This window comes from Williamsia sp. Y844 (genome assembly GCF_056786475.1).
On record NZ_JBXCJB010000003.1, the window covers coordinates 855,291 to 879,937 of the forward strand.

The window sequence follows — 24,647 nt, forward strand, 5'->3', positions numbered from 1 at the left end:
CTCAGCTCGCCGACATGACCTCAGTGGCGGCGGACTGTCGCGGCTGCCATCCCGGCGGGCCGAAGATGAACCCGAGTTTGTCCCGCCACCGCGCCGCCCGCCGGACATCGCCGGCGATCGCGACATACTCGCGCGTCTCCAGTCGCCAGATGTTGTAGGTGTCCACCGGCTTGGTGAGCCCGTAGTGCGGCCGATGCAGTTCCTTCTGGAAAGTCCCGAATATGCGATCCCAGATGATCAGGATGCCGCCGTAATTCTTGTCGAGGTACTCCTGATCGCGGCCGTGGTGCACGCGATGATGTGACGGGGTGTTGAAGACGAATTCAACCGGACGTGGCAGGTGCCCGATGCGTTCGGTGTGAATCCAGAACTGGTACACCAGACTCACCGAGAACGCGAAGAAGACCATCCACGGCGGCACACCCAAGAGCGGCAACGGCAACCACATGACGATCTCGCCGCTGTTGTTCCACTTCTGCCGCAGGGCCGTCGAAAGGTTGTAGTACTCGCTGGAGTGGTGTGCCTGGTGTGTGGCCCAGATCAGGCGAATCCGATGGGCGCACCGGTGATAGGCGTAATAGAGCAGATCAACGCCGACCAGGGCGATGACCCACGTGTACCACTGGTCGGCGGACAACTGCCATGGCGCCACATAGGCGAACAGCGCGGCGTAGACCAGAAGTGCAAGTGCCTTCCACAGCGCGGTGGTGACGATAGAGACCAGCCCCATCGAAATACTGGCTCGCGCATCGGCCCTCAGATAGGCACCGGGACCCGGTCGCCCCACACCAGTCGACTTCTCGAGATCATCGGCCTCCCGATGTTCGAGGACGCGGGCTGCCGCGATCTCGATCAACAGAAACAGGATGAAGAACGGGATCGCCAGGGCCACCGGATCACGCAACGGCTCAGGTAATGCCGTCAACACCGGCACTGCGGTGTCCATACTGGTCCCCTTCTCAGCTGGTCAGACCCAGATTCACCTATCGACGTTACACTGTGATCCAGGATGTAACCCTTGATTGGTACGTGAGCGTACAGGACCACTGAGCCGTGTTGGCATCATGTACGAGTGAGCATTCGCCTGGTGGCAACCGACCTCGATGGAACACTTCTCAACTCCGACAGAGCGGTGAGCGCAAGAACAGCGGCGGCGATGGCTGCGGCAGCCGAGGCGGGCATCGTCGTGGTGTGGGCGACCGCCCGGGCACAGCACTCGGTCCACACGTTGGCGGCCTCCTGCGGCTTCCGCGGATTCGCGGTCGCGGCCAACGGTGCTGTCCTCCTCGACCTCGCCGACGGCACTCCGAAAGTCATTGACGTACAACCGTTACCGGTACACATCGCGCACGACACGATGTCACGGGTGCGTGCGCTGGTCCCCGGAACGGTCTTCGCTTCTGTCGGACCGACGAGATTTGTTGCCGATCCCGACTATGCGGCGCTGTGCGAGTTCACCGATCATCATCGCGACCCGGCGACGATGGAGCTGTCTGATTCGTCCGTACTCGACACCGAACCGATCGTGAAAATAGTCGCCAGGCATCCCGAGGTGACCAGTGAACACTTGTTCCGCACGGTCGCCGCGGCAGGCATGCCGCAGGTGACGCCCACCCATTCCGGCGCTCCGTATCTCGAGATGGCGGCCGACGGTGTCTCCAAGGCCACCGGGCTGTCGCGACTGTGCACCCAGTGGGGTATCGATCCGTCCGAAGTCGCCGCCTGTGGTGACGCGATCAACGACCTACCGATGCTGCTGTGGGCCGGGGTCGCACTGTGTCCGGCCAACGCGGCGCCCGACACACTGGCAGTTGCCGACACGGTCTTGCCGAGCAACGACGACGACGGTGTCGCCACGTACCTCGAGTCACTGGTCGCGCTCAGCTCACAAATGAATGACCACCGAGCCTGACCGCAAGATCCGTCGCGGTCGCCAGATCGACATCGACCACGTGATAGGCCTTCTCACCCGAGGCGGTGGTTGCAATGACCGATGCCACACCAAGCCGTCGTTGAAAGATCGTCTGACACACCGCAACGCCGCTCACGCCACGCAATTGCACAGCGTCGAACCTCCGAAAGAAGTATCCCCGCCTGCTGAACAGGTAGCCGTCCTCGATCCGATGGCCCAGGCCTCGATAGTTTCCGATGGCCGCCGAATAGAGCCCCGCAGCGGCCGCAACCGGAAGGACGAACAGCGCGGGCGGCCAGGACCACAGGTAGACGGCCACGGCCAGCACCGCCGTGGTGACAACCACGGGCACGAGGTAGCGGAACATGATGCGCCGCTGCGCTGCAGGCGGATGCCGGTGAAGCCAATGACTTCCGAGTCGCTCGGCACTGAGCACCTCCTGCGACAACAAGGTGTTGGCCAACACGATCGGCACGTCGCGGGTGGTGGTCGGCACCAATACCCCTGATTTGGTGTTCTGCTGATCCGCGCTGACACCGGTGAGAATCGGGACGAGCCGAGCCCCTCCCAGAAGTCGGGTCGTCAGCGCCTCGGACACCGTCACGCCGCGCAGCCTTGACTGATCGACGGTGAAAGAACGCGTGGTCAGCAATCCTCGGGTGGCCACGAACCGTCCGTGCTGTTCATACACGAGCGTGTAGTTCCACCAGGCTTCGACAAACAGCGCCGCCGCACCGACCACACCGATCAGCACAAAGAGCCCGACGGTGGTTAGAAACCACTGCGCGAACGACACCTGCTCGAGGTACTCCGAAAAGTACCAGCCCACAACGGTATCGGGACTGCGACCCAGAATCTGCAGGCCCTGGTAGGCGAATCCGAAAATGGCGGCCGGAGCGACCAGCGACCACACCCCGACTATTGCGTAGACCATCCACACCCACCGCAACCGCAGGACCACCGGTACAGAATCAACCGTCTCCGTCCCGGCGCCATGTGGTCCGGCGCGGTGCATTCCGGCTGCAGCCAGCAGATCGGCACGGAGCGCGGCCGCAACAGTCGTACTCACCGCATCCAAGCGCAGTGCCGTGTTCCGCGCCGTGACCTGCTCCCCCGTTCCGATCGTCACAATCGCCAGCGACAGCAGCCGCAGAACGGGTTTCGCAATGATGTCCACGGTCCGGATCCGGTGCAGCGGGATCCGCTGTGTACGACGGACGAACAGACCTGAGGTGATCTGCAGTTCCGTGGCGGTCAGCCGATATCGAAACCGCAGGTACTGCAAGATGTAAAAGGTCGGCACCAGCACCGCCATGACAGTCAATACGACAAGCGTGCCTGCGACGGATGGATCACGTTGTCCCAGAAACACCCACCCGAACGCCACCGGAGCGATGAGGATGACCATCCGGATCAACGCCGCGCCGATCATCCCGCTGTCGAGGCGCTGCCAGTCCCCTTCTGCCGGAATCTCCTGGACTGGAACTTCACTCATGTGGCATCTCCGGTGGTTCCCTCCGTTGCCACGGTCAGCTCGGCGACCAGGTCGTCGGCAACGTCCTTGTCGAGACCCTGAATGATGATGTCGCCGTGCGCAGATGCCGTTGTCACCGAGACCTGCGCCAATCCCAGCAGCTGGTGCAGCGGGTTGCGTTTGGCCTCCACCGACTGGACCCTTGACAGCGGTGCGACCTTCCACTCCCGTGAGAGCCATCCCGTCTTTGCGTAGACCGCTGTGCTCGTCGCCTCCCACCGGTGGACCCGGTACCGCAAGATCGGCATCGTCGCCGACCAGCACAGGAGCACCGTCCCGACGACAGCGAAGGCGATCAGGAAGCCGGGACGCACAGCGGTCCAGATGATCGCAGGCAGCAACAGTGTGATCGCACTCACGACCAACCAGAGAGCGCACTCGATCAGCCAGTACAACCGGGCCCGCGGATCGATGCGATGTCGTGGTGCTCGTGGCGCGCGGTCCATGCCGCACAGCCTATTCGTTCTGGCGCCAAGGAAAATTCAGGAGACGCTCACGCGATCACGGGGTTATCGCGACAGATCTGAAAGGGTGAGCTGTTACAGGAAGTTCAGGACGTCGTCGCCCCAGGCTTCGCGCAGGTCTTTGTCGAGGTCGTCGACGATCGAATCCTCTCGATCGATCACGAGCGTCGCTCGCTGTTCGGGTTCGTACGCCGGCCAATCCGGATCTCCGGGCAGCCCTTTCGGAACTCCCTCGACGGCGAACGACACCCATCGCTTCAGCATGCGGGCAGACAACGCCTTTCCCACCTTCATCCCACCGAGTTTGAAAGTGATGTCTTTACTGCCGACCACCAGATTTCCCCACGTATACGGCAACTCGGTTGCGTGTGTGGCTCCGACTCGAAGCGCACGCAACATCGGTGTGGCCCAGTCGAATCGGTACAGATACACCGGGGCCACCGCGCTGTGCCCGTCGGCCAGCCACAGCGTCGGCATCCGAAACCCGATGTCGCGCGCCACCGCGAGGCCGGTGGCCTTGAGTTTCATACCGGTGTAGGCCGAGCCGATCTCGGCTTCGGTCGGCAGGGTCAACCCTGGCTGCTCACTGGCGATCTCGGCGAACATCGACCGGATCGCATCCGGTGTGATCGGCATCAGCGGCGATTTCATCCACTTGAACAGGGATGCTTCATCTTTGTTGGTGCCGATGATCAGGGGAACCGGGTGGGACTTTCCCCCGCGGTAGGCCGCCAACGGGTAGTCCGGCAGGAGGTCTCGATCGACTGTCGGCGCAAACGCCAGCGTGCCCGGCGTACTGGCCGGTACGTCGCTGAACAGTGCCTGACCGGCTGCGACGATTGTGCCCACCTCGAGGTCGTCCAGCGCCCCGACGTCGTCCCCCTCGACCCCCACGTCCCGCAAAAACATCCCTGCCACCCGCGCCGCGCGGGCGCTGTCATAGACCGACGTCGCCGGAGCGCTCTGTGCGATCGCCCGTGAGAAGAGTCCACGCGCCGCCGGGACCGTCAACAGGGTGGTCACCAAAGAGCCACCGGCCGATTCGCCGAACAGCGTCACCCGATCGGGATCGCCGCCGAACTCCGCGATGTTGTCGCGGACCCACTCCAGCGCCAGGATGATGTCGCGCAGAGCCAGATTCGAGTCGAACGTCCGATCGTCGGTACTGCACGACGACAAGTCCAGGAATCCCAGGGCGCCGAGCCGGTAGTTCACCGTCACCAGCACCACATCACCGCCGGACACCAGTGCTCGACCGTCATAGAGCGGCTGGCTTGACGATCCGAAAATGTACGCGCCGCCGTGGAGCCAGACCATCACCGGCCGCCGGTCTGCATGCCCGACGGTCGACGCCGACCAGACGTTGAGACTCAGACAATCCTCGTCCTGGATGACGTCCTCCCCGAGTCTGATCACGGGGTTGCTGGGTTGTGGTGCCACCGCGCCGAACACCGTCGCGTCGGCAACATCTGTCCACGGCTGGGGAGGCACGGGCGCACGCCACCGTAGATGACCCACCGGCGGTGCGGCGTAACGGATTCCACGCCACGACGTGGTGGTTCCGTCATCGAGTCCGCGAACCGGGCCATTCGTGGTCTTCACCACGGTGCGATCATCAGTCATCTCGGTTGTCTTCCGCTCGGCGCCACGGTGCGCGCTCTGGTCACAGTAGGTGTTCCACAGTAAGCGTTTCGGGGGGCCGTAGCCGGTACAAGTCGATCCACTGGCGCACAATATCCACCATGCCCAGCGACAACCACGAGACCAAGGCACTGCCGATCGGTCCGGGTCCGACCACACGGCTGAACTCGACGCGGCGTCCGATCTCTCCCCGCACGCTGCAGTTTCTGTCCAAGGAGTCAGGTAGCGCGGGGCTTCTGCTCGCCGCCACCCTCCTCGCACTGGTGTGGGCCAACGTGCCCGGCGAAAGCTACTTCACGTTCTGGCACACCGAAGTCGTGCTGCAAGTGGGTAGCTGGTCCACAGAGCTGGATCTGCAACACATCATCAACGATGCGGCGATGGCGATCTTCTTCCTGGTTGTCGGTCTGGAGATCAGCCGCGAGGTGACCGTCGGCGATCTCCGTGATCGCAGCACCGTCATCATCCCGGTGCTCGGTGCGCTCGGCGGGCTGATTCTCCCGGCATTGATCTATCTGGCCTTCCAGCCGACCGGCCCGGCGGCGGCCGGCTGGGGTATCCCGATCTCCACGGATACCGCGTTCCTACTCGGAATCCTCGCACTGTTCGGTCCGCGTTGTCCCGATCAGATCCGGCTCTTCCTGCTCACGCTGGCCATCGTCGACGACATCGGTGCCATCACGGTGTTGGCGGTGTTCTACACCGATGACGTCTCGTTCGTCGCACTGGCCGTGGTCGTCGTGGCGGTCGCCGCGCTGGCTTTGATGCGGTGGGCCGGTGTCTGGATGTTGCGCCCGTACATCTTGGTGGGGATCGTGCTGTGGGCGGCGGTCTACGAGTCGGGGCTTCATCCCACGCTGGCCGGAGTCATCCTGGGTGTCCTGATCCCGACGGCCGCGGTCGAACCCGAACAGCAGGTCCGCGTCCGGGTCTATGGACGGCTGGCATTACAGCGGGTCGACGCGCGGCGGGCCAGACTGGCCGCAACAGCGCTGCGGGCCACCGTCCCTGCCAACGAACGGTTGCAAGACGCCCTGCACCCGGTGAGCGCGCTGGTGGTGGTGCCGCTGTTCGGACTTGCGAACGCCGGAGTATTGCTCAACGCGGACGCAATCTCCGCTGCCGCCTCATCGTCGGTGACCATCGGCATCATCGTGGCGCTGGTGGTGGGCAACGGCGTGGGTATCTCGGTTGCCGCCGGCATCGCACTCAAACTGGGCTGGGGGCGCCTACCAGGCCAGGTGCGGTACGGACATCTGATCGGCGGAGCAGTGCTGGCCGGCATCGGATTCACGATCTCGCTGTTCATCACCGATCTCGCCTTCACCGACCCCGTGCTGCGGCAGGACGCCAAGATCGGCGTCCTCGCGGGCTCCGCCATCGCCGCAATCCTCGGGTCGCTCCTGCTCCGCTATCTCGGTGAGCGACTTCCGCTGTGCAGCGTCGACGACGTCGACAATCCGCCGAGTCTTCCCGACGGTCCGTGGCTCGAACCCACGCTCCGCTGACCCGGCCCCAGAGTTCGACCCATCAGTGGTCGGCTGTTGCCGCACGAAGGGTGTCGAGATCGAAGTCCCCCTCGTACCGGGAACCGTTGATGAACAGCGCAGGTGTCGCGCGGACGCCTTCGTCGATTCCGCGCGTGTAGTCAGCTGAGACGCCCGCCTTGTACTGCTGCGCCTGCAGACCGGTTACCGCACCGGCAACACCCGCGCGAGCGGCGTACTCGGACAGACTGTCGTCGTCGAGATGGTTCTGGTGGGCGTAGAGCTGTTCGTGCATCTCCCAGAAACGGCTACCCGAGGCTTCCGCGGCAAGAGCCGCAGTCAGGGCGAAGGGGTGCACCTCGAACACCGGAAAATGCCGGAACACCAAGCAGATACGGCCGTCGGACTCATCGACCAACTGTTTGAGAATGGGTGCCAGCATCTTGCAACCCGGGCATTGGAAGTCTCCGTATTCGACGATGCGAACCGGAGCGTCGGCGTCCCCGTAGCGATGCCGGTCGGGATTGAAATCGATCACCCGGAACATTCTCACAGAGAAACTGCGTGCTCGACCACATTTGTGGCCGCCTGCGCCCACAACGGAGAATGGACACGATCGCACCAACATCGAGGGAGCAGACATGACGGACCCGGATCTCGCCACCACCGCGCAGGGACAGATCGACGCCGTGACGCGCACCGTCAGCACCACCGACAACGGATCGGCGGTCCGGACGGTCGCGTCACTGCGGCAGGATTACGCCACCGGAATCGATGACCTGTGGGATGCCTGCACCAGCCCCGAGCGTCTGGCGCGGTGGTTCGCCCCGGTCAGTGGTGATTTACGTCTGGGTGGCACCTACCAGATCGAGGGGAACGCCGGCGGCACCATCAAGAGCTGCGAGGCACCGCGGGGCTTCACCGTCAGTTGGGAGTTCGGCGGCGAGATCAGCGAGCTGTCCGTCCGCCTCGAATCATTGAACACAGACAGCTCGCGGCTTGTCCTCGAGCACAGCGCCGACGTCGAACCCCTTCGGTGGCAGGCGTTCGGCCCAGGCGCCGTCGGTATCGGATGGGACCTGGGCCTGCTCGGCCTGGCACACCATCTCGCCGACAGCGGCGCTGCACCCGCCCAGGACACCGGCTGGGCGCAGACCGAGCAGGCCCAGGCGTTCCTGTCCGACAGCAGCCGGCGTTGGGCCGACGCCTCGATCGCATTGGGGACCCCGGAGGAGATTGCTCGCGCCGCCGAGATGCGTACCACCGCTTTCTATCTCGGCACCGGAACCCCCGACGCCTAGCCGCTGTCGGTCGGCGGGACTACCGGAGCGCGGGGACCACTTCCTTTTCGAAGAGTTCGATGCCCGAGAGATCGTAGGCGGCTTCCGGGAAGTAGCAGATGCCGTACGCCAGGCCCTGGTCTTTGAGCGCGCCCAGCTTTTCGATGATCTGTTCGGGCGTGCCGACACCCGGCATGTCACGGAACGCACCCAGCGACGCTTCGGCCTTCTCGGGGCCGACGTACGGGGTCAGGCGCTCGACCAGAGTGTCCAATCGTTGCTGCACCTCGGCCTCGGTGCTACCGATTGCGATGTTGTAGTTGGCCGAACGCACGATCGCGTCGAAGTCGGTTCCGACGTTGTCGCAGTGCGTGCGCAGAATGGCCGATTTGTGCGCAAACCCTTCCGGGGTGCCGTCGAAGTTGGTGTACTGCGCGTACTTGGCAGCGATCTTCAACGTCACCTTCTCGCCACCACCGGCGATCCACAGCGGAATACCGCCGTCCTGCAACGGAAGTGGGCGACAGATGGCGCCATCAACCTGATAGTGCTTGCCGTCGAGCGTGGCCGACCCGGTGGTCCACGCCTGCGTCATGATCTGCACGCCCTCATCGAGGCGACCCAAACGCTCTCCGGCCGAAGGGAATCCGTAGCCGTACGCGCGCCATTCGTGTTCGTACCAGCCGCCGCCGATACCCATTTCCACACGGCCACCGGAGATGAGATCGGTGGTGGCCGCCACCTTGGCCAGGTATGCCGGATTGCGGTAGCTCATCGCCGTGCACATCTGACCGAGCCGGATCCGCGAGGTCGATGCGGCGAAAGCCGCCATCAGCGTCCACGCCTCGTGCGTCGCCTCCTCGGTGGGAGCCGGAACGGTGTGGAAGTGGTCATAGACCCATAGCGAATCCCAATCGCCCTGGTCGGCGCGTACCGCGAGGTCGCGCATCACCGCCCATTGCTCTGAGGGGTCGATACCGACCAGATCCAAACGCCAACCCTGGGGAACAAACATTCCGAATCGCATCCCCTGATCCTAGCCAGCGAAGACGACCGCCGCGGCGCACAACTGGCCCGGACGACGAACATGCGCCCACAATGGTCCGATGCCGGAGAACAACAACGTGGACCAGCGACCGATCATCGTGATCGACGCCGCCAACGTGGTGGGATCCAAACCCGACGGGTGGTGGCGCGATCGAAAAGCCGCGACGGAGCGACTTCGCGACAGCCTGGCAGATCTTGCCGAGCGCGGACTCGGCGAGCATGGATTCACCGGCGCCGACCACCCACAAGTCGTCCTCGTGGTCGAAGGACAGGCCCGCGGCATCGAATCGTCACCGACCGTGGAAGTGGTGAACGCACCAGGATCGGGCGACGATCAGATCGTCGAACTCGTTGCCGCCCAATCAGACCGGCCCTGCGCCGTGGTCACCGCCGACCGCGAATTGCGAACCCGGGTGATCGCACTCGGTGCACAGGTCCTCGGCCCGCGCAGCGTCCGAGATTGAGTGGCCACGCGATCGGATGCCCTTTGGCGCCATACTCTGTGCCCTGAAGGCTGACTGCGAACGATTCTCGAATACGCGATTCGCAGGATTGACTCGAGATATGGGATCGCACCGAGCGGCGACCGACGACAAGGTGGCCAGTACCTCTGCCGCACATCCGGCTTCACCACAGCGGGCATCACCGGAGCGGGCATCACCGACCGCCGGCCGACATCTCGCAAACCTGCAACGCCACGCAGGCAACCGGGCCGTCCAGACTTTTCTGCAGCGCGACGACCAGAGTTCGGGGTTGCAATCAAAGGCTCCGCTCGGACACGTCCCGTGGACCGGCGATCCGGTCAGCATGTCTGTCGCCATGCGCGATCTACTGCTCCGCGGTGACACGGACAGGCTCGCCATCTCGCTCGGAATGCTTTGGGTCAGAGGCATGGTCGACACCATGCGGGTACTCAAACTCGACCCCGCCGCATGGGCTGCCATCGTCGCCATCCCACGGATCAAGCAGGACCCGCGGTTGGCGGCGGCCGTCGATGTGGTGGAAGGTCGAGCGCCCGGAACCGGCGGCGTTCCGGTTGATCAAGCACTCGAGTTCCGGGCGATGCACGACGCCGCGAACTGGCCGACCATCATCGGTCCCAGAGCCTCGACAGGATCGACCGGCGTACCGAACTCCGACTCAGCGCGCTCCGATCCACGTGACGATCCGAGATACATCGACGCCCTGTACGACGCGATCCGACGAAATCGATTGCTGACCGGGAACTACCTGCTTCGCACCGTGAAACCCCGCCCGGCCGACAGAGTCCCCGGCGGCTACATCTACGTCGGCCCCAGCCATGCCGGCGACAAACCCTCCGGACTGGCATCCGACTCGGCAAAACGCCAGGCGGTGAACCAGGCGATCTGGCACGAACTCGGGGTCGGCGAGGGTTCTCAGGCCTCGATCAACACCTGGGACTCGGCGAAGTTCAGCTTCGGTCCGGGATTTGCCGCACCGGGCCTGCTGCGCAAGGTCATGGACAACCTCGCCAAAGAGGGACCCGAAGTCACCGACGCCCTCCGCAAAGCGGGCGTGAGTTTTGAGTCGAATACCTGGTATGTCGTCGACCCGACGAGTAAAACGGTGAAGTCCGGCGACGCTGCCCTCACCCTGCTGTCGCAGGACACCGGATTGATCAAGGCATTCCTCGACACCGCGAATGACCCCGAAATGCGTCGTCAGTGGATGGAAGCCGAATGGAAAGCCATGAAAGGCGCCAGCGGCGCGGCCGCGGTGCCCGAGCAGGTCATCACGAACTGGCCCGACGTACCGGTCATCGTGTTCGTCGCGCACTGCGTGCACTGGGGTGGGTTGCGCTGGGATCAATGGAACAGCGCCGCGCAACCAACGGTGTTCGACATCGTCCGACGACAGTCAAAACATGTTCCGCGACGACCGGACGACTCAAGGATCCTGACAATTCTGACTGCCCAGACCTTCTTCGGTTTCAGCGGCGGGCTACTGATGAAGGAGCTGAAATCCCGCGGTCGCAGGCAGGGTATCGAAGCGAATCTCCCTGACGATTGGGCAACAGCGTTTTCGAATGCTGTTGCGCTGCCGACAAAGACATCGACGCCAGTCTTTCAGATCATCGAGGGGGACGAGTGAGCACTACCTTGGAATCGATGTCGCCTACCCCTGAGCACCTGTTGAGTCGTCAGGCCCCACGCTCGACGAGTTCTGCGAGTTGCCGCGTAACGGTCCCCCATCCGTCGTGAAAGCCCATCGAGTCGTGCATCTCTCGATCCGCGCCATCCTTGTGCATCGCAGTGGCCACATACTCGGTGCCCTCTGGATGATCCGCGAAGGTGATGACCGCGGTGATGAAGGGGTCACGCGCCGGCCGCCACCCAGTGACCAGCGCGGTGGTGAACACAATGCGCTCGAGGTTGTCGACCGCGAGAAAACAGCCGTTGATATGTGGCGAGAAGTCGACGCCATCCTCGCTCATCTCGGTTTCGAACGCGCCGCCCGGACGCAAATCCATCTGCACAACCTTGCAGGTGGCGGGCGCCGGCAGCCACCATTGCGCAAATTTTGCGGGGTCGGTCCATGCCGACCACACGGCGTCGCGCGGTGCCTTGATGATTCGGGACACGGTGAGGTCGAGGGCAGAATCGGTGGTGGTCATGGTGTGGTCTCCTCTTTGTCGTCGGACGTGTCTGTTTGATCGGAAATGCCGCTCTGATTCGACATGACAAATTGTTCGAGTCGGTCGGTGCGGCCTTCCCAGACCGCGCGTTGCTCCGCCAGCCAGCTTTCGGCGACTGTGAACTGTTTCTTCTCGAGCGCGCAGGTTCTCACCCGTCCGGCCTTGTGCGTACGAATCCAGCCACTGCTCTCGAGCAGGCGGATGTGCTTCATGAATGACGGCAGCGCCATGTCGAACGGCTTGGCCAGCTCGGTGATACTGGCCGGCCCCTGACCCAGTCGCCCCAGCACCGCCCGACGGGTCGGGTCGGCAAGGGCTTGAAATACGCCGTTCAAATCCTGTTGATACTGAGCCATAAGGCAAACTATCAAGAATCGAACAGTAAGCGCAAGGGCTAAGTGTTATCGAGGTCGCCGATATATCCGCGACCGCGGATCAACGACGAGAGGGTTCACCGGTGCCGGTGACCGCGGTCAGGATGAAGACGGTGTCATCGATTGCCTTGACGCTGTGTCGGTGATGCGGCAGTCCACGAAGTTCGCCGGCACCGACAACAACGTCCCCTTCCCCACTCGAGACCCTGAGCGACCCACGAAGGACCAGCAGGCTGGCTGCAGGCGGTGAATTATGTTCTCGGAGTTCGGAACCAGCAATCATGGCCACCAAACTCTGTCTGAGCGGACCGTCGTGCACAAGTATGTCGGCGCTCCGTCCGCGAGCGTCGTCGCGGGCCAGATCCAGGCGCTCGGCGGCGAGCACGTCCAGGGTGGAATCAGTTTCGTTCATACTCGACCTCTTTCACATGTGGCGGCGGAGCCTCAACGAACACGCTATCGGACCCTGAGCGCTGCACGATCCGATCGACAGGCACAAAAACGGCAATCGGTTCTTCGATTCGTCCTCATCCGCGTGATCCATGGGTGATGGTGCGACGACGAGCGTAGATTTCAGTGGATACCGTCATCCGCCGTCAACTCATCGGGGGTCGGACATTGCACCCGACTGTTCGTGCATTTACTGGTCTCATTGCCTCGGCCACAGCCGTCGGGGCCCTCGTGTTCGGCGCCACGTCGCCCGACAACCCCGGGTCCGCTGACTCGGTATCGCATCGGGTCCGGCCGGCCGCGGTAGTCACCGGCGAGATACCGGCAACGGTGATCCGCAATCAGTCACTGTATTGCAGTCTCATCTGCCCGTACCTCATCCAGGGGGTGACCACCGTGCCGATCGCTGCTTTCCAATCGCCCGGAGTCTTCGCCGCGGCGTATGCGACCACCGGGTCGGGGCCGACATCGACTGGTATTGCGGCACATTGGGTGACCGAACCGGCACATTCGGCGATGACGGGAATCATCGTGAACGATCTGACACTGGTACTCCCCCGGGCGCAGAACGCGCTCACCGTCGCGGTTGTCGAATCGATGAAGATCGCAGGCGGACAAGACATCGACACCGGACGCACCCGTGTACTCGATGCTCTCAATCAACCGATCACGCCGAACCCGCCATCGACGGCCATCGTCACCACCGAGCAGCAAGCCGCCGCGGTCGACGGTATCGAAGCGGCATCCGCTGTGCTGTTCCAGGCGCCGGAACTACTGCTGCTCGGAGCGACCGAGACCGCGAACACAACGGCGGACGTGTTGGCGACCACCGGGGATGTCAACGCCGCACTGGCCACCGGCGATGCGCATGTCGCCTACTGGGTCGATCAGGCCGAATCAATACTTCAACAAGCCGGCGTTCAACAAGCAGCCGACTGAGGCGGTCAGGAGATCTTCAGCCACCTCCCGATCGACGGAACACCGTGGGTGTCAACCACGTACAACAGATACCAGCCCGGCGGAACGAGCGATGGATCACTCGGCAAGTGCAGAGTCGCGGTGGCCGCGCCGGTGAACGGGATGTCGACGAGGCGTTGTTCGTTGTCTGACGAGTGCGTGGTCGCCCCCGGTCGCATCAGCGAGAATTCGCGGGGTGCCCGTTGTCCCTGCACTGTCACGGTGAGCGTGTCCCCGTAGTCGACATGATCGACCGCGAGATCGAATGAGGGCCGCTCGGCGTGGAAGAGATACGGCGGCAAGAACATCTCGATACGCGTCTCCACGGTGCGGCGCTGCGGATTCGACCCCGCCGTGATGACTTTCCCGTCCGGTGCCAGCAAGGCCACCGAGTGGTACAGCCGTGGAACCCGCGAGGTGGCCGTGTGCTCCCAGACACCCGCTCCAGACTTCAAGAGTTCGGCAAAAGGCGGCGCGTCGTGTGCCATCTCCTCCATCCCCGAACCGCCCGTCGCGAGTACCGACCGGTCGGGCAACAACACCGCACAGACGTGCATCCGGGCATGCATGAGCGGCGGTCCGGCGATGTACTTCGGCTCCGCCTCCGATAGATCCGCAATGCGCGTATCGGCCAGCGCTGGTGCGGGACTGTGCATATCGAATCCGCCGCCACCGACGATCATCACCTTTTGATCCTGGGCCGGCGGCAGCAGGACGCTTGACGCCTGGTTGCGCAAGCCTGGGTCCATCAAACCCTGCACCTCTGTGACATGCCCGGTTGCCGGATCCCACACACTCGGCCGCATCCCGTTGTTGCCGCCGTATTGAGCACCGGTATAGAAGATCTTGCCGCCGATGAGCACCACCAGATTCGCGTACATGGGTATCGGCCCCGGGTTCGGCAACTTCGACCACGTGCCGGCCGCCGGGTCGTAGACCTCGGGAATCACCGACAGTTGGTTGTCTCCGAGGCCGGACACCGCGAGTGCGCGTCCATCCGGCAGGGTCACCAGCGCCGGGTACCACCGTCCGAACTCCATATCGGCCGTCCGCACCCACTGCCCGGCCGCCGGATCGAATATCAGCGCGTCGGTCAGTCCATAGAACGGGTCGTAGCGGTCGGTGCCACCCGCAGCGAGGATCCGGCCGTCCGGAAGCGCGCATTGCCCAGCGCAGAACAGATCGATCGGGGTGCCCGGCGCATCGAGATCCGGGGCCGGGTAGTGCCACAGCCTGGTGCGGAATGCGTGTGCGGCATGGGCGATCTCGTCGTTGCCGGAACCGGCGAAGAAGAGGACGTCTCCGGTGTTCAGCAAGGCCGCGTGCACCGGGTTGATCTCGGTGCCGAAGTCCAGGATCCGCCACGCGCCGTGGTGGTGACCCTCGTCGATGTCCAGGACCAGCGGGGCGATCCGCAACGACCCGGTACCCGTAGGTCCGGCGACGGTGAGCACGGCCAGCTCCGGCCGTGCTCCCGGATGTGGCAACAACGCCAGGGATGCACCCTGGTTGTCGTCGAAACCCCAGCCCGGCAGCTCATCCCACACACTCCATCCATCGACGCAGTGCCCGGAGGCGGTCAAACCCCAACCGACAGTGACCTGCCCGGTATTGGGCCCGTTCGGGTTGTCGACTGCCAGCACGATCAACTCCGGACGACCGTCGCCGTCGAGATCGGCCACCGCGAGGCCGGCGCCCTGGTTTTCCCAGCCGTACCAATCAGGTACCCCGATCCAGTCGCCCCAGCCGCCGTCGAGGGTGCCGTCCGCACGCAAGCCTCCCCCGACCCGGAACTGACCGCTGTTCTGACCGTTCGGGTTGTCGACGACGAGCACCACGATCGCGTGTGCCCCGTCGAGCGTGGTCAGCGCAATGTCCGCGCCCTGGTTCTCCCAACCGAACCAGTCCGGGATCTGCTGCCATCCGGTCCAGGCGCCGGTCACCGCGCCATCGTCCGCGAGGTTCCTCCCGATTTTCAGGTATCCCTGGTTCTGCCCGGCCGGATTGTCGACGACCAGTACAACCAAATCCAGTTGTCCCGAGCCGTCGAGGTCCGCGAGCGCGATGGACGCGCCCTGATTCTCCCAGCCGAACCAATCCGGGATCGCATGCCAAGGACTCCAGTTGGCCGCGGTGCCATCACCGGCGACCGCATGACCGACTCGATAGGAGGCCCCATTCTGGCCTGGCGGGTTGTCGACCAACAACACGACGACGTCGTCTGTGCCGTCGCCGTCGACATCACCGACCGCGACCCCACAGTCCTGATTGATGGGCGAGAACCACCCCGGAACGGGTACTGCAACTCCGGCCATGACGAGCCCCCTCGACAGCGATGCACGTTCCTCGAAGTTTAAGCGGGCTGTGACGCACATCATGTCGTTCAGCCGAATGGCACCGGCGTACGGGAATTGATTGGACCACGCTCATGTTAATTGAGTCGTATGCACTCAACTCTTTAAGGGAGGCTTCCGAATGGCAGCATTCTTCGGGCCCGAAGGCCCGCGCCGCATCGACATCAGCCGATTGATGAGCAAATCCACCCAGGCCCTCGTTGCAGACGCGGCCAAGTTTGCCGCAGGTCGCGGCGACTCTGAGCTCGACGCCCTTCACATCCTGCGGGTCATGGCCGACCAGGAACCGATCCGCAACTTCATGGAACGTGCGGGCGCTGCACCTGCGACCGTCATCGCCGCCGTCGACAAGGGTTTGCCCAACCACGGTCCCGCGACCGGTATCGGCACCACCACCCTGAGCGCCGCGGTGAGGACCGCCGTCTTCGAGGCCCATCAACTTGCCCAGGCATTTGGTTCGGCCTTCATCGACCCGGAGCACCTGTTCCTGGCACTCGCCGGGGATCAGGATCGCGCAGCGGGACGACTGTTGGCATCTGCCGGGGTCACACCCGAGCGCCTGCAGGCCGCCGTACAGGGCGGTTCAGCAGCGACCGAAACCTCTGACAGCGCCACCCCAGGTCTCGACAAATACGGTTTCGACCTGACCGAACGCGCGCGCTCGGGCGGCGTTGATCCGGTGATCGGACGCGCCGAGGAAATCCAGCAGACCATCGAGATCCTGTCTCGGCGCACCAAGAACAACCCGGTGCTGGTCGGCGAGGCCGGTGTCGGCAAGACCGCGATCGTCGAAGGTCTCGCCCAGCGGATCGTGGACGGCGATGTCCCCGACCGGTTGGTCGGCAAACGAATCGTCCAGCTCGATCTCTCGAGCATGGTGTCGGGTACGCGGTACCGCGGCGACTTCGAGGAACGACTCAACGGCGTGATCGACGAGATCGTCGCGCACTCCGACGAATTGATCGTCTTCATCGACGAGGTCCACACCATCGCAGGCGCAGGTGCCGGAGCCGACGGTTCGATGGATGCCGGAAACATCCTCAAGCCCAAGCTGGCTCGCGGTGAACTGCACATCGTCGGTGCCACCACACTCGACGAGTACCGGAAGAACATCGAGAAGGATCCGGCGCTCGAACGCCGGTTCCAGCCCGTGACGGTTCCCGAACCCAGCATCGCCGATGCCATCGAGATCCTCACCGGTCTGCGTGGCCGGTACGAGGAGCACCACGGTGTGCGCTACTCCGACGAGGCGATCACGGCCGCGGTCGAGTTGTCTGCCCGCTACATCGGCGATCGGTTCCTGCCGGACAAGGCAATCGACCTGATCGACCAGGCCGGTGCTCGCATGCAGCTGACCACACCGAGCGGTGACAGCGAGGCGATTCGCAAGCAGCTCGCTGCACTCGAATCCGCGAAAGAAAAGGCGGTGGCGGACGAAGACTACGAGAAGGCTTCTGCGCTTCGAGACCAGACCGCCCGGCTCAAGTCGCGACTCGAGGACGGCAGCGACAAACCGGCGGTCGTACTCGACGTGACCGCCGAGGACATCGCGGATGTGGTGTCGCGGGCCACCGGAATTCCGGCAGCTCAGATGACCGAGCAGGAGAAAGAACGGCTCCGCCGGCTCGAAGACGAACTGCACGAGCGGGTCGTCGGGCAGGACGATGCCGTCAAGGCGATCGCCCGGGCGGTGCGTCGGAACCGGACGGGAATGAGTGATCCCGATCGTCCGGTCGGCAGCTTCCTGTTCCTGGGACCCACCGGCGTCGGCAAGACCGAGCTGGCAAAGGCGTTGTCCGCCTCGCTGTTCGGAGACGAGTCGAAGATGCTTCGGCTGGACATGAGCGAGTACGGCGAGCGTCACACCGTCAGCCGGCTCATCGGGGCACCTCCGGGCTACGTCGGATACGGCGAGGCCGGGCAGCTCACCGAGCAGGTCCGTCGAAATCCGTATTCGGTGATCCTGCTCGACGAGATCGAGAAGGCCCACCCGGACATCTTCAACACGTTGCTCCAGGTTCTCGACGACGGACGCCTGACCGACAGTCAGGGCCGCACCGTCGACTTCAAGAACACCGTGCTGATCATGACCAGCAACCTCGGGTCGGACATCATCTCGAGCAAGTCCGGTGGACTCGGATTCACGACCGGCGACACCGTGGCCTCGGACAAGCCGATTCGCGACCGGATCATGAGTCGGTTGCGGGAATCGATGCGGCCGGAGTTCCTCAACCGGATCGATGAGATCGTCATCTTCCGCAAGCTCGACGACGAACAGCTGCACGAGATCACCGATCTGTTGTTGGAGGACAGCCGGAAACGGCTCGGCGCCAAGGGCATCGAGATCGACTTCACCGATGCTGCAGTTGATTGGATTGCCGAGCGCGGGCATCAGCCCGAGTTCGGTGCGCGCCCGCTGCGGCGTTCGATCCAGCGGGAGGTCGACGATCGCATCGCCGATCTGCTGCTCGACGAGGTCCTCATCGACGGCGGCAAGGTCTCGGTGGAGGTCAACGACGGTGAGCTGGAACTGAACGTCAGCTGACCTGATCCAGGTAACCCCTTCGATCCGCTCCACATAACACGATCCGCTCCACTTGCAGTGCGCTGCAGGTGGAGCGGATCGTTGTATGTGGAGCGGATTTTCTCGGTCAGTCGGCCCGGAGGGTCAGCTCGACCACAACCGGATAGTGATCACTTGCTCGCGTCACACTCTCCGGGGTCACCAACTTGCGAGGATCCGCGGCCGAGAAGTGGGCCGATGCGTATACCCGGTCGCTGTTGGGTGGTGCCCCGGCAGTCGATTCGGCCAGTCCCGCCGCAGCGAATATCTCCTGCTCTCTTGTGAACTCGGGTGATCCATCACGAATGTTGAAGTCGGCACCGAATATCGTTGGCCCCTGCCATGTTCCGATCGTTGCCACCACCGGATCGACTTGCCGTTTCGGCTCGTCGATCCCATGTTGCGGTGGACTGAAATGCCCCGACAGCACCCGGATGCTGTTGCCGCCCGAGGTGCGCACCATCGCATCGGTGGCCACCCTCGGCTGGTATTCCTTCATACCCCCGAACGGTAGCCAGGTCTGGCCCAGCTTGGTGCCCACCACCGCGGCCCAGGCATCAGCGGTTGCCCGGAACCGTCGGCCGGTGTTGTCGCCGAGCGCATCTCCTATTCGCAGACCTCGCGCATCGGTGATCGTGGCACCGTTGAACGTCATGACGCCGGTGCCTTCCCGTCGCCCGGTGACCTTGTCGATCGCCGCCGTCATCACGGCCCCGGTGGGCCGCAAACGCTTGACGAGCGCGCCCAGGGTGTCGACGAAATTCGACCGCACCGCATAGTTGTCGAGTTCCTGGAGCAAGACGATGTCGGGTCGTTCCTGTTTGATCGTCTCGGCGAGGAGATCGAGTTTGGCCGCAGTGGCGAAGAACTTTCCGGGTGCACCCATCCCGCCGTGCACGTTGAACTCCATGACCCGCAACGTCTCGGTCGCGACGGGCGACACGGCAGGCACCGCACCTGATCCCGCTGCCGAGCGCAGACGGACGCGACCTATGCGCACCCTGAGCAGGGCACCAGTCGTCGCGCCGAACAACAGACCCCGACCCATCCCGAGACCCGTCGTCGCACCCACGGCCGCACCAATACCCGAGCCGCCGACAACAAAAGGCGCCTGATCACGCAATTGTGTTCCGACACTGTCGATTGAACTGCGAACATGAGCAGGTTCGGCCAGCGCGGGCAGTGCCGCCCCGATCCCCATCGGGCAGTCCTTGACCGCATGTACGTTCTGATCCACCGAAAGCGCCATGCCGCCGCCCTCCCGTTGCTACGAATTAGTCTCTCTGGGAAGACAGACTATCGGCGGTCGGACGCAATCCATCCACGAACACGGCGACCATGCGCTGGTTGTACGCAAGGTCCTCGCCGGGAATCGGTTGGCACAGCAGGGCAACGGCATGCAGCACGGTCGTCGCGTTGACATCAGAACGGACCTCCCCGCCCGCGGCATCGAGCAAGGATGCGACAACCGGTTCGAGACGCTGCATGAAGTAGTCCGGCAGCGAGTCGAATGCCGGATCACCCGAGTGCAGCGCCGAGGCGAGCCCGCGCTTGGTCCCGACGAACTCGGTGTACCGATGTACCCACTTGGCGAGCGCCTCGGTCGGCTCATATGCGTCTCGGAGTGCCACCACAGCGTCGACGCAGGCGTCTATCCCATGTTCCAGCACCGCCGCGACGAGGTCGGCGCGTCGCGGAAAGTGCCGGTACAGCGTCCCGACGCCAACGCCGGCCAGGTCGGTGATCTCCTTGGCGGGCGCGTCCACCCCCGAGCGCGCGAAGACAGTCTTCGCGGCGTCGAGCAGGGCATCGACATTGCGCTGCGCATCGGCCCGCTTGCGACGACGCTGCTGCGGCGATTCGTCCGACTCCACGGTGTCCATGGTCCTCACCCCCTTCAGCTATTTCGGAAAGATATTCCGCTTAGGTATTGCCATACCGGAAAGCTATTCCATATAGTTGTGGAAGAGCTTTCCGGTTATGGGTGTAAGCCTACCGCCCGAAGCACGGATCGCCATCACATCCACTCCATCGGAGGCATCCCATGCAGTACCGCACCCTCGGCCGGACCGGCATCAAGGTCAGCCCCTACGCTCTCGGCACATTGATGCTCGGCGCATCGATGGGCAACCCCGACCACGACGACTCGGTTCGCATCATCCACAAGGCACTCGACGCCGGTATCAACTTCATCGACACCGCGGACGCCTACTCGTTACCCCCGCAGGGTGCATCCGAGGTGGTCGTCGGCAAAGCACTGAAGGGGCGTCGCGAAAACGTCGTCCTGGCAACCAAATTCGGCCGACCGATGGGCGAGGATCCAAACCGGCAGGGAACGTCCCGACGTTGGATCATCACCGCGGTGGAGGAATCCCTGCGCCGGCTGCAGACCGACTACATCGACCTGTATCAAATTCATCGTCTCGACCCGCAGACCGACATCGAGGAAACCCTGTCGGCACTGACCGACCTGGTCCGCAGCGGTAAGGTCCGGGCGATCGGTTCGTCGAATACGCCCGTCTCCAACATCATCGACGCTCAATGGGTGGCCGAACACAGAGGACTCGAGCGGCTGCGCACCGAACAGCCGCCGTACTCGATCCTCAACCGCGGCATCGAAGCCGAGATACTGCCGACAGCTCAACGCTTCGGAATGGGCGTGCTCGTCTGGGGTCCGCTCGGGCAAGGAATGCTCACCGGCCGCGCCCGCAAGGGCCAACAGTCCGACCTGGTCCGCGCGAGTTTCTTCAAAGCCTTCAGCGATGAACGTCGCCTCGACGCCGTCGAAGCGCTCATACCGCTGTCCGCCGAGGCGGGCCTGCCGATGACGCATCTCGCGATGGCGTTCGCGATCGCCCACCCCGGCGTCACCAGCGCACTGATCGGAGCACGCACCATGACGCAACTCGACGATCTTCTCGCCGGCCTCGAGGTGACGCTCTCCGACGACATCCTCGACCGCATCGACGAGATCGTCCCGCCGGGTACCGATATCGGCACGCTCGACCAGGCCTACGTACCTCCCGCGCTGCAACACAAAGCGTTCCGGCGGCGGCCCCTCGCTGAGCGTGGTGCCGGCCAAACAGGCTGAACCCGAGTAGTTCTCGTCACCGCGGGGTATCTGCCTGGTCCCGCCAGCCGGCAAGCACCGCATGAACCGCCTCGGCACCGTGCAGCTTGTCGGGCGGCGCGGGCAACACGCTGGGGCACAGCAGAAATGGCGTGCTCTGTGGGCCACCCATCCCGCCGTGTGAGCCCACCTGCTCCTCGAACGCGGCGACCTCATCGGTCTCGGGCCAGTACGCTCCCCCGACCATGATGTCGGCAACGTTCTCGAATGTGTCGGTCCGGCGGATCTTTTCGAGTGCGTCCGGGCCGAAATCCACCAGTGGGTCGATCCCCTCGACGCTGCCGCAGGCGACATCCACCGTGCCGTCGGCACCGAGGACAACAGAGCCGCCCGATGCCCTGGCAACAAGAAGAAATCCGATACCGGGGTGTGCACGCAGCGCATCGAGAAGTCCCGGGTAGGCGGCCTCGATGGCGTCCATGTCGGCTCGCCCGGATATCGCCGGGAAGCTGATCAATCCGAGATTGCCCGATCCGAGTACCACCGGTCTCCCATGGTCCGGCACCGGCGGATCGGGCGTTTTCGGTGAGCGCACGCTGGCCGCGGCGTACTCGGCGCCTTCGGCTCCGATTTGCTGGTCGCCAGATGTGCTGACTTCAGCCGATTCACCACACAGTCTCAAGACAAGCTGTTCCAGGCTCACTCCGTAGCGCTGCTTGAATGTCGCACCCTGACTCTGTCCATGATCGGACAGGATCGCGACGTTGTACGGCCGATCCGAGTGCTCCAGTACAGCGACGAGCATCCGGATCTCCTCATCGACCTTGGTCAGCACCTTCAGCGTTTCGGGTCGCGAGATCCCCGAGTGGTGTGACACCTCGTCGTAGCCGATGAGGTCCGCATAGATGATACTCCGACCTTGGATCAGGTCGCGGACAACCGCTGCCACAGTGACATCCGTGGCCAGCACCGTGGTGAACGCCCGCACGAGCGGATAGACACCGCCGCGGGGTACACGCGGCCGGATGTCGGCGCGGCGCTGATGCCACGACTGCCGCAACTCCCGTTGCACCTCGGCGACCATCCGGATCAGCGTGCGCAACGCACTTGAAGGATCGACGAAATACGACGAGTAACCGGCACCACCGCCGAGCCGTGCCCCGCGCATCCGGCTCACGACAAGGACATTGTCTTCCGCACCTCCGGTGAACAGGTTGCCGCGACTGGCGCCGTCAACCGCCAAAAGGCCGGGGTGGTCGGCGCGTTCGAGTTCGCGGTCCTCGTTGTCGCGCGGATTGCTGAAGACGTCGATCTTGCCGTTGCTCTTGTCGTACCAGCGAAAGGCGGGCACGTTGTGGTTCGAGCCGTGCAAGATACCGAGCTGGCTTGCCCCCGTCTGGCTGCTCCAATCGGTGTGCCACGGGATCAGGCTGTGCGTCTGTCTGACCATCGCAGCCAGCCCAGGGGTGACACCGTCCGCGATGGCACGACGCAGCACATCGTGGCCGAGGCCGTCGATCTGAATACACAGCAGTCCGGGTTCGCTGGAAACGGGCGGATGATTGCGACGAAGTCTTTGCCTGCGCACCTGCATCAGCCGATAGGCAGTATTCGAGTGGGACGCGATCGCGCCACCGACAACGGAGGTGAACAGTGACAGTAGCGTCGCCATGAACACTGCGTCCCAGGCTCTTTCGACCGAGGCGACCGGGACGATGTTCAGCGTCAACAACATGATTGCGCCACTGGCGAAGAAGACCAACAGGAAGAGCACCGCGGGCCCGACCCACGACATCAGCCGAACGAACAGGGGCCACAGCACGGCGCTGAGCACACCGAAGACGAGCGCCACCACCAACGCCGACGGCAACTTGGACAACGCCGGGATCCCGATGTTCACCGAGTCCAGCGATATTCCGTCGAAGACCACATCCAGCAGCAGGATCGCCACCGCAGACGACAGCCACAGCACGACGAACTCGATGAGAAGGCCGACCAGCCGGGCTGTGGTGCGCATAGGGCATCCCTTTCGCCTGATCTCTGGGATCGTAGTGCGTGTGGGGGCGACACCGGGCGCAGACGACGAGGACCGCGTCGGCGTGGCGCTGCGCTGGCTCGGGCACGCGAGCACAGTGATCGAAGACCGCGGCACCACCGTGATGACCGATCCGGTTCTCACCTCGCGGGTCGGACATCTACGCCGCCGACGAGGCCCTGTCCCCTCGGGCCCCGCGATTCAGAATCCAGACGTCGTCCTGTTGTCACACCTGCACGCCGATCACACGCATCTACCGTCGCTTCGGCTCCTGTCGGAGGACGTGCCGATCGTGGTGCCGTCGGGTGCTCCCGATTCGCTGCCCGCGCTACGCGATGTCGGTGACCGGCTGATCGAGGTGCGACCGGGCGACGCCGTGTCGATCGGCGAATTGTCGATCCAGGCGGTGCCCGCCGACCACGACGGCCGCAGGTGGCGTCGCGGACGGCGGACCACTCCGGCGTTGGGGTACGTGATCACCGGCGACAAGCGCACCTATTTTGCCGGCGACACCGATCTCTATCCGGCTCTGGCCGACTGGGTGTCCGACATCGATCTGGCCTTGCTTCCGGTCGGCGGCTGGGGGCCGACGTTGGGTGCCGGACATATGGATCCAGCACGCGCAGTGCGCGCCGCGGAGATCATCTCGGCCCGTCATGTGGTGCCCATTCACTTCGGCACGTTGTGGCCGGTCGGGATGGGCAGGGTCCGGCCCGAGCGGTTCTTCGGTCCCGGTGGCGAGTTCGTACAGCTCGCCACCGAGACCGGACTGCCTGCGACCGAGCTGGAACCCGGCGGATCGCTGCCCGAGTAGACCCGCCGA

General features: G+C 64.0%; 22 protein-coding genes. 9 read left to right on the plus strand and 13 right to left on the minus strand.

Annotated elements, in window-relative coordinates; genetic code table 11:
* Position 1 precedes the first annotated feature (1 nt).
* A complete protein-coding gene (locus tag AC1TQG_RS20800) occupies positions 2 to 946 on the minus strand; it encodes a sterol desaturase family protein (RefSeq protein ID WP_482139739.1) in 945 nt (314 codons plus the stop codon).
* Between the two features lie 126 nt (positions 947 to 1,072).
* Between AC1TQG_RS20800 and AC1TQG_RS20805 the strand changes: the two genes are divergently transcribed.
* Positions 1,073 to 1,912 carry an HAD family hydrolase gene (locus AC1TQG_RS20805; RefSeq protein ID WP_482139741.1) on the plus strand — a complete coding sequence of 280 codons (840 nt, stop codon included), beginning with the start codon at positions 1,073 to 1,075 and terminating at the stop codon, positions 1,910 to 1,912.
* Here the strand turns inward: AC1TQG_RS20805 and AC1TQG_RS20810 are convergent.
* The 3 genes from AC1TQG_RS20810 to AC1TQG_RS20820 all read right to left on the minus strand — a co-directional run bounded on the left by AC1TQG_RS20810 (position 1,881) and on the right by AC1TQG_RS20820 (position 5,533).
* Complete coding sequence (locus AC1TQG_RS20810) at positions 1,881 to 3,407, minus strand: PH domain-containing protein (RefSeq protein ID WP_482139743.1); 1,527 nt, start codon at positions 3,405 to 3,407, stop codon at positions 1,881 to 1,883. The two genes, AC1TQG_RS20805 and AC1TQG_RS20810, sit on opposite strands and share 32 nt — an antisense overlap.
* Positions 3,404 to 3,892, minus strand: coding sequence for a PH domain-containing protein (locus tag AC1TQG_RS20815; protein ID WP_482139745.1), 489 nt, complete (start codon positions 3,890 to 3,892; stop codon positions 3,404 to 3,406). The genes AC1TQG_RS20810 and AC1TQG_RS20815 overlap by 4 nt, the downstream gene beginning before the upstream one ends.
* 93 nt (positions 3,893 to 3,985) lie before the next feature.
* A complete protein-coding gene (locus AC1TQG_RS20820; RefSeq protein WP_482139746.1) occupies positions 3,986 to 5,533 on the minus strand; it encodes a carboxylesterase/lipase family protein in 1,548 nt (515 codons plus the stop codon).
* A gap of 119 nt (positions 5,534 to 5,652) precedes the next feature.
* Here AC1TQG_RS20820 and nhaA point away from each other — a divergent pair, with 119 nt between their 5' ends.
* On the plus strand, positions 5,653 to 7,059 hold the full coding sequence (gene nhaA, locus AC1TQG_RS20825) for a Na+/H+ antiporter NhaA (RefSeq protein ID WP_482139748.1): 1,407 nt from the start codon (positions 5,653 to 5,655) through the stop codon (positions 7,057 to 7,059).
* A 22-nt stretch (positions 7,060 to 7,081) separates the two neighbouring features.
* On the opposite strand, the gene AC1TQG_RS20830 is transcribed toward nhaA, so the two are convergent.
* Complete coding sequence (locus AC1TQG_RS20830) at positions 7,082 to 7,576, minus strand: DsbA family protein (protein WP_482139749.1); 495 nt, start codon at positions 7,574 to 7,576, stop codon at positions 7,082 to 7,084.
* A 103-nt stretch (positions 7,577 to 7,679) separates the two neighbouring features.
* On the opposite strand from AC1TQG_RS20830, the gene AC1TQG_RS20835 reads away from it, so the two are divergent.
* Positions 7,680 to 8,339, plus strand: a complete 660-nt coding sequence (locus tag AC1TQG_RS20835) for an SRPBCC domain-containing protein (RefSeq protein ID WP_482139751.1) — start codon at positions 7,680 to 7,682, stop codon at positions 8,337 to 8,339.
* 19 nt (positions 8,340 to 8,358) lie between these two features.
* On the opposite strand, the gene AC1TQG_RS20840 is transcribed toward AC1TQG_RS20835, so the two are convergent.
* Positions 8,359 to 9,345 carry an LLM class F420-dependent oxidoreductase gene (locus tag AC1TQG_RS20840; protein WP_482139752.1) on the minus strand — a complete coding sequence of 329 codons (987 nt, stop codon included), beginning with the start codon at positions 9,343 to 9,345 and terminating at the stop codon, positions 8,359 to 8,361.
* 79 nt (positions 9,346 to 9,424) lie between these two features.
* Between AC1TQG_RS20840 and AC1TQG_RS20845 the strand changes: the two genes are divergently transcribed.
* Together AC1TQG_RS20845 and AC1TQG_RS20850 are read left to right on the plus strand one after the other, a co-directional pair.
* The gene (locus tag AC1TQG_RS20845; protein ID WP_482139754.1) at positions 9,425 to 9,829 is read left to right on the plus strand and encodes an NTP pyrophosphohydrolase; all 405 of its coding nucleotides are present in this window, start codon (positions 9,425 to 9,427) and stop codon (positions 9,827 to 9,829) included.
* A 100-nt stretch (positions 9,830 to 9,929) separates the two neighbouring features.
* Positions 9,930 to 11,477: a hypothetical protein gene (locus AC1TQG_RS20850; RefSeq protein ID WP_482139756.1), complete on the plus strand. Its 1,548-nt coding sequence runs from the start codon at positions 9,930 to 9,932 to the stop codon at positions 11,475 to 11,477.
* A 49-nt stretch (positions 11,478 to 11,526) separates the two neighbouring features.
* Here AC1TQG_RS20850 and AC1TQG_RS20855 read toward each other — a convergent pair whose 3' ends face one another.
* The 3 genes from AC1TQG_RS20855 to AC1TQG_RS20865 all read right to left on the minus strand — a co-directional run bounded on the left by AC1TQG_RS20855 (position 11,527) and on the right by AC1TQG_RS20865 (position 12,807).
* A complete protein-coding gene (locus AC1TQG_RS20855) occupies positions 11,527 to 12,000 on the minus strand; it encodes an SRPBCC family protein (RefSeq protein WP_482139757.1) in 474 nt (157 codons plus the stop codon).
* Complete coding sequence (locus AC1TQG_RS20860) at positions 11,997 to 12,377, minus strand: ArsR/SmtB family transcription factor (protein WP_482139759.1); 381 nt, start codon at positions 12,375 to 12,377, stop codon at positions 11,997 to 11,999. The genes AC1TQG_RS20855 and AC1TQG_RS20860 overlap by 4 nt, the downstream gene beginning before the upstream one ends.
* 79 nt (positions 12,378 to 12,456) lie before the next feature.
* The gene (locus AC1TQG_RS20865; RefSeq protein WP_482139760.1) at positions 12,457 to 12,807 is read right to left on the minus strand and encodes a cupin domain-containing protein; all 351 of its coding nucleotides are present in this window, start codon (positions 12,805 to 12,807) and stop codon (positions 12,457 to 12,459) included.
* Positions 12,808 to 12,971: 164 nt separating this feature from the next.
* Here AC1TQG_RS20865 and AC1TQG_RS20870 point away from each other — a divergent pair, with 164 nt between their 5' ends.
* Positions 12,972 to 13,784, plus strand: a complete 813-nt coding sequence (locus AC1TQG_RS20870; RefSeq protein ID WP_482139761.1) for a hypothetical protein — start codon at positions 12,972 to 12,974, stop codon at positions 13,782 to 13,784.
* Between the two features lie 5 nt (positions 13,785 to 13,789).
* On the opposite strand, the gene AC1TQG_RS20875 is transcribed toward AC1TQG_RS20870, so the two are convergent.
* Positions 13,790 to 16,117 (minus strand): galactose oxidase-like domain-containing protein, encoded by a 2,328-nt coding sequence (locus AC1TQG_RS20875; protein ID WP_482139763.1) that lies wholly within the window; start codon positions 16,115 to 16,117, stop codon positions 13,790 to 13,792.
* Between the two features lie 160 nt (positions 16,118 to 16,277).
* On the opposite strand from AC1TQG_RS20875, the gene AC1TQG_RS20880 reads away from it, so the two are divergent.
* The gene (locus AC1TQG_RS20880; RefSeq protein WP_482139765.1) at positions 16,278 to 18,701 is read left to right on the plus strand and encodes an ATP-dependent Clp protease ATP-binding subunit; all 2,424 of its coding nucleotides are present in this window, start codon (positions 16,278 to 16,280) and stop codon (positions 18,699 to 18,701) included.
* A 106-nt stretch (positions 18,702 to 18,807) separates the two neighbouring features.
* Here AC1TQG_RS20880 and AC1TQG_RS20885 read toward each other — a convergent pair whose 3' ends face one another.
* Positions 18,808 to 19,968 (minus strand): endonuclease/exonuclease/phosphatase family protein, encoded by a 1,161-nt coding sequence (locus AC1TQG_RS20885; RefSeq protein ID WP_482139767.1) that lies wholly within the window; start codon positions 19,966 to 19,968, stop codon positions 18,808 to 18,810.
* A gap of 25 nt (positions 19,969 to 19,993) precedes the next feature.
* Positions 19,994 to 20,602 (minus strand): TetR/AcrR family transcriptional regulator, encoded by a 609-nt coding sequence (locus AC1TQG_RS20890; protein WP_482139769.1) that lies wholly within the window; start codon positions 20,600 to 20,602, stop codon positions 19,994 to 19,996.
* Between the two features lie 161 nt (positions 20,603 to 20,763).
* On the opposite strand from AC1TQG_RS20890, the gene AC1TQG_RS20895 reads away from it, so the two are divergent.
* Positions 20,764 to 21,810: an aldo/keto reductase gene (locus AC1TQG_RS20895; protein ID WP_482139771.1), complete on the plus strand. Its 1,047-nt coding sequence runs from the start codon at positions 20,764 to 20,766 to the stop codon at positions 21,808 to 21,810.
* A gap of 16 nt (positions 21,811 to 21,826) precedes the next feature.
* Here AC1TQG_RS20895 and AC1TQG_RS20900 read toward each other — a convergent pair whose 3' ends face one another.
* A complete protein-coding gene (locus AC1TQG_RS20900) occupies positions 21,827 to 23,806 on the minus strand; it encodes a phage holin family protein (protein WP_482139772.1) in 1,980 nt (659 codons plus the stop codon).
* Between the two features lie 40 nt (positions 23,807 to 23,846).
* On the opposite strand from AC1TQG_RS20900, the gene AC1TQG_RS20905 reads away from it, so the two are divergent.
* A complete protein-coding gene (locus AC1TQG_RS20905; RefSeq protein WP_482139774.1) occupies positions 23,847 to 24,638 on the plus strand; it encodes an MBL fold metallo-hydrolase in 792 nt (263 codons plus the stop codon).
* Positions 24,639 to 24,647 lie beyond the last annotated feature (9 nt).

What these genes read in the sequence shown, in the direction of transcription:
- AC1TQG_RS20800 (WP_482139739.1), bottom strand. Translation starts at nt 946, where the DNA reads ATGGACACCGCAGTGCCGGTGTTGACGGCATTACCTGAGCCGTTGCGT.
- AC1TQG_RS20810 (WP_482139743.1), bottom strand. Translation starts at nt 3,407, where the DNA reads ATGAGTGAAGTTCCAGTCCAGGAGATTCCGGCAGAAGGGGACTGGCAG.
- AC1TQG_RS20815 (WP_482139745.1), bottom strand. Translation starts at nt 3,892, where the DNA reads ATGGACCGCGCGCCACGAGCACCACGACATCGCATCGATCCGCGGGCC.
- AC1TQG_RS20820 (WP_482139746.1), bottom strand. Translation starts at nt 5,533, where the DNA reads ATGACTGATGATCGCACCGTGGTGAAGACCACGAATGGCCCGGTTCGC.
- nhaA (WP_482139748.1), top strand. Translation starts at nt 5,653, where the DNA reads ATGCCCAGCGACAACCACGAGACCAAGGCACTGCCGATCGGTCCGGGT.
- AC1TQG_RS20835 (WP_482139751.1), top strand. Translation starts at nt 7,680, where the DNA reads ATGACGGACCCGGATCTCGCCACCACCGCGCAGGGACAGATCGACGCC.
- AC1TQG_RS20840 (WP_482139752.1), bottom strand. Translation starts at nt 9,345, where the DNA reads ATGCGATTCGGAATGTTTGTTCCCCAGGGTTGGCGTTTGGATCTGGTC.
- AC1TQG_RS20845 (WP_482139754.1), top strand. Translation starts at nt 9,425, where the DNA reads ATGCCGGAGAACAACAACGTGGACCAGCGACCGATCATCGTGATCGAC.
- AC1TQG_RS20850 (WP_482139756.1), top strand. Translation starts at nt 9,930, where the DNA reads ATGGGATCGCACCGAGCGGCGACCGACGACAAGGTGGCCAGTACCTCT.
- AC1TQG_RS20855 (WP_482139757.1), bottom strand. Translation starts at nt 12,000, where the DNA reads ATGACCACCACCGATTCTGCCCTCGACCTCACCGTGTCCCGAATCATC.
- AC1TQG_RS20860 (WP_482139759.1), bottom strand. Translation starts at nt 12,377, where the DNA reads ATGGCTCAGTATCAACAGGATTTGAACGGCGTATTTCAAGCCCTTGCC.
- AC1TQG_RS20865 (WP_482139760.1), bottom strand. Translation starts at nt 12,807, where the DNA reads ATGAACGAAACTGATTCCACCCTGGACGTGCTCGCCGCCGAGCGCCTG.
- AC1TQG_RS20875 (WP_482139763.1), bottom strand. Translation starts at nt 16,117, where the DNA reads ATGGCCGGAGTTGCAGTACCCGTTCCGGGGTGGTTCTCGCCCATCAAT.
- AC1TQG_RS20880 (WP_482139765.1), top strand. Translation starts at nt 16,278, where the DNA reads ATGGCAGCATTCTTCGGGCCCGAAGGCCCGCGCCGCATCGACATCAGC.
- AC1TQG_RS20885 (WP_482139767.1), bottom strand. Translation starts at nt 19,968, where the DNA reads ATGGCGCTTTCGGTGGATCAGAACGTACATGCGGTCAAGGACTGCCCG.
- AC1TQG_RS20890 (WP_482139769.1), bottom strand. Translation starts at nt 20,602, where the DNA reads ATGGACACCGTGGAGTCGGACGAATCGCCGCAGCAGCGTCGTCGCAAG.
- AC1TQG_RS20895 (WP_482139771.1), top strand. Translation starts at nt 20,764, where the DNA reads ATGCAGTACCGCACCCTCGGCCGGACCGGCATCAAGGTCAGCCCCTAC.
- AC1TQG_RS20900 (WP_482139772.1), bottom strand. Translation starts at nt 23,806, where the DNA reads ATGCGCACCACAGCCCGGCTGGTCGGCCTTCTCATCGAGTTCGTCGTG.